The organism is Hyella patelloides LEGE 07179 (genome assembly GCF_900659865.1).
GTDB classification, from domain to species: Bacteria; Cyanobacteriota; Cyanobacteriia; order Cyanobacteriales; family Xenococcaceae; genus Hyella; species Hyella patelloides.
Genome location: NZ_LR214169.1, coordinates 1 through 4066 on the forward strand (window position 1 = coordinate 1; position 4066 = coordinate 4066).

General features: G+C 40.2%; 3 protein-coding genes. 2 read left to right on the forward strand and 1 reads right to left on the reverse strand.

Annotation, left to right across the window (positions count from 1 at the left end; all coding sequences use genetic code 11):
- Window positions 1-896, forward strand: an 896-nt coding sequence (locus tag H1P_RS31475) for a calcium-binding protein (protein WP_144875156.1), incomplete at its 5' end; no start/stop codon positions are given.
- A gap of 372 nt (window positions 897-1268) precedes the next feature.
- Entirely contained in the window at window positions 1269-1772 is a 504-nt protein-coding gene (uraD, locus tag H1P_RS31480; protein ID WP_246142034.1) for a 2-oxo-4-hydroxy-4-carboxy-5-ureidoimidazoline decarboxylase, read from the forward strand.
- Between the two features lie 138 nt (window positions 1773-1910).
- On the opposite strand, the gene H1P_RS31485 is transcribed toward uraD, so the two are convergent.
- Window positions 1911-4066, reverse strand: a 2156-nt coding sequence (locus tag H1P_RS31485) for an esterase-like activity of phytase family protein (RefSeq protein ID WP_144875158.1), incomplete at its 5' end; no start/stop codon positions are given.

Below are 4066 nucleotides of genomic sequence, written 5' to 3' on the forward strand. Positions count from 1 at the left end.
ATGCCACTGCCGATGATACTCGTTACGATGATGGTGGTACTGACGCTCAAGACTCAGGAGATGAACCCGTACAAGATATTGCTCAAGTTCGCTATAGTCTTGGCGACCCTTCTTGGATCGAAGGTACTGACTTTTACTCTTTAGATTCAGTGGATGGAGAACTCGATAGTTCTGTGGAAGAATTTACTGGTATTATCGATACTGGGGATTTAGAACCAGGTCGTCATACTGTCTTTATTGAAAGTCAAGATGCTGATGGTAATTTTGGTGTACCCACGGCGGTTTTTATTGATGTGCTTGATTTTGCCGAAGATGCCGAAGTGATCACTGGTAGCGACCAAGCAGAATTACTCACAGGTACTGAAGCCGAAGAAGTTTTTTATGGTCTTGATGGTGACGATACCATAGCTGGCGGTTTGGGCGACGATCTCATCTTTGGGAATGCTGGTGCTGATGTGTTGCGAGGGGATTCCAATCAAGCTTTGCCTACGGGAGAAGATGGTGGCAATGATATGATTTATGGCGGTCATGGTGATGACACCATTGATGGCAAAGGTGGCAATGATACCCTCAGAGGGGAAGGAGGAAACGACTACATCATTGGTAATACAGGTAATGACATCATTCGCGGTGGTTACGGTGACGATACTCTAGCAGGGGGTGATTTATTCTCTGATGGAGGTCGAGATGTCTTTGTGCTTGCGGATAAAGGAACCGATGTCATTTTAGATTTCCATGTCGAGAGCGATTTTATCATGTTGCCAGAAGCGATTAGTTTTGAGCAATTGAGTATTACTCAAGATCGTCAAGATACTTTGATTGATTTTGAAGATAGCACCATGGCAGTGCTACGAGATGTTGATTCAACAGAGCTTACTGACACTTCTTTTGTTTAAAACTCGCTTCGCGATCGATCGCATCGATAGCTTTAATTGATGGGCTATCATAGCCGTTGCCATTGTTGTATTAGGACAAGTTTATTTGATTGCTCGGAAGTAATAAGTAATAAGTAATAAGTGTCCTAATATAAATCCGTAGTGCTATTAGCTCTAAGCTTTTCGCTCAACAAGCGTAAGAAAATTAATAAAGAACTGTTGACCAGGGTTTCCCCAATAATTAATTAATTTATGCACTCCCACACTATGTTCTTTTCCTCTTTATAAGCTAAGAGCTATAAGCTGATTAAAAGGCGATCGCTTTCAAGGGAGAAATTTTCTTTGATTGCGATCGACCTGCGGCTGCCAACTAATTCACATCAATTAACCAATATGAGCCAATATGCGATCGCACAATTGAATCAAATGTCTCAACAAGAGTTTACAATTGCTTTAGGAGCAATTTGGGAAGATACCCCAGAAATTGCCCAACAAACTTGGCACAATCAGCCTTTTGCAGATATCGAAGCTTTGTATAAAGCTATGGTTGCAATAGTGAAAAGTATGAGCGAAACGGAACAGTTGGCTTTGATTAAGGCACATCCCGATCTTGGTAGTAAAGCCAAGATGGCAGAAGCTTCAGTACAAGAACAAGCAGGAGTAGGTTTAGATCGCCTATCCGAGTCAGAATATCAGCGTTTTCAATCTCTTAATCAGGCTTATAAAGAAAAATTTGGTTTTCCTTTTATCATTGCGGTTAAAAATCATACCAAAGAAAGTATTTTAGAAGCTTTTACAATTCGTTTAAAAAACAACCAAGAGCAAGAAAAACAACAGGCTTTAACCGAAATTAGTAAAATAGCTCGGCTTCGTTTGCAAACGATTATTAATAATTAAGCTTCAAATAATATTAACACCATAAAGGCGATCGCCAAATCAAACAAAAAAAGACGGGAACAAATCCCGCCTAAACTTTGTTAGAAAAATAACTAATTGGCTTGAAAATATGTTGATTTTTGAGAAAAATAATTAACTCTAAACAACTTCAAAACTAATTACATAGTCATCAAAATCGCGATCGCCACCGCCGAGTAAATCTTCAAAACCAAAGGTATTATCAGCAACTGATTGAACGTGGTCTAAACCATCAGCATTGGCTTCGGCATTAGCCGTAAAAAATTCAGAACCATCAGCTAAAAGATAAGGAACATAAACAAAACCGCCTTCAAGTTCCACAGTAGTTGCTTCACCATCACCCAGTTCAGTAACACTATTGGCTAAAGCAGCAGTTTCATAACCTTCATCCCCCACTGCAATTTCTTCCCCACTGATAGGATCGATAACAGTTCCTTCAGCATCAATTGCTTGGAAGAAACCACCCACATTAGTAAAACCAGCATTGGAACTAGCAGATATCTCAGCTTCAAAGCTAGTTAGATCTATAATCTCTGGATCGTCAACTATTGTTTCGTCTGTTACCGCAGTACCACCAAGTCTGGAATCGAGGTTTAAAGGCTCATCCAAATCGATTAAGACAACCTCGTTATTATCAATATCACCTTCTCTTCCCATAGAGAAAGGATAGTTATTATCGTTAGCAACTAAAATGGTGTCTTCATCAACTACCACCACATCTTCAATAGTGACGAAAGGCATATCATAAGTATTATTACCATCACCATTTAAGTCTTCAGGGTCGGCAATGTCGAGCAAGTCAACCACTTCAGTTTTCTCAACAAAACCATTTTCATCGATATTATCAATGTTGATTTTGAAGATTTTTTTAAATTCTGCTTCTTCCCCTTGATTACCATCTCTTTCAATAACCAGAAATTCACTATCGTTGATGGGAGTAAAATCCCCAATGGGATTCCCATTGGTAGTGGGATAATAACCAACTAAACCCTCAAAAGAACTGCTAGCAACATCAAACTCGTAGATGCGTAGAGAATTTTCAGGATCGCCAGTCACAGTACCTTCTAATAAAGGATACAATGTGCTGCGGTCTGGACTAAATGCCATTCCTTCATAACCACGAGAACCAGATAAGTTAGGAAGACTATCTCCTAAATCGGGATTTTGGGGAGACTGAACAAACTCACCCGTAATCGAATCAACTACCGCAACACCAGTAGCGGGAAAATCAGTAAAGAAGCCATCGACACCAATTGTAACCAGTTGTTCAATTTCTGACTCTGGAGTTTGGGGAGTACCATCTGCGTTTAAGGTTAAAAAACGTTCTTCGTTGCGATGGGTATAAGGATGTACCTGCAAACCAGCAGCGTGAGCATCTTCAATAAAAGGTGTTACTTCTCCTGTTAACTGGGTGGTAATTTCAGCAACTCCATCACCATCACCATCTACGGGTTCATCTAAAGATTCACGAAGTAAAATGTTATTTTTCCAAGGTCCAGCACCTTCTGCATATTTTTCACTGATAGTTTGCAAAAACTCTGCACTATCTAAATCGCGATAAGTGGTGTCTTCAGACAAACCATTTTCTACCGCATCTAAAAAATCTTGACCGTAAATTGCAGCTAGATCGTTACCTTGCTCTAGGTTGTAGCGGATGTCATAAGGAACAGAAAAACCTTGATCGGGACTAGCATCTTCTGTGGTATCACCATAAAGTTGCACCAAAGGAATATCCCCTAAACCGACCACATCTAACATTCCTTGAAGTTCGATTAAGTTTTGAAACTCAAAAGATTGAATAAAAATGCGATTGGGGTCGGTAAAACCTGTTACTTGTAAAGTTTCAATTAAAGGCTCTTCTAAAGATAAACCCTGTTCATCAGAGAAAGTGGGATGTTTGGTTTCAGGATAAATTCCCACTTGTACCCCTGTGGTGGCTTCTGTCTCCTGAACTAACTCAATAATTTCTTCCAGGGTAGGAATTTCAAATGCATCGTTAAAGTCTTGAGGACGATAATCTCGCGATTGTACCGCTCTTAATTGCTTGATTTCTTCCAGAGTAAAATCTTCAGCAAACCAGCCACCTACAAGGGTTCCGTCTAAGTTTTTAACGGTAAGACGGTCGGCAAATTGAGGTAGTTCGGAGACATTGGTGGTATTGGCAGTACCAGTACTCAGAATTGGCTGACCATCATCATCATACAGAATATTACCTTCTTCATCGAGTTGCACCTGTGCTAGGGTGGGTTCGTGACGGGCAATTAACACACCATCAG

Bases quoted from the DNA above. Each gene is read 5' to 3' on its own strand.
- uraD (WP_246142034.1), top strand. From the start codon at position 1,269: ATGAGCCAATATGCGATCGCACAATTGAATCAAATGTCTCAACAAGAG.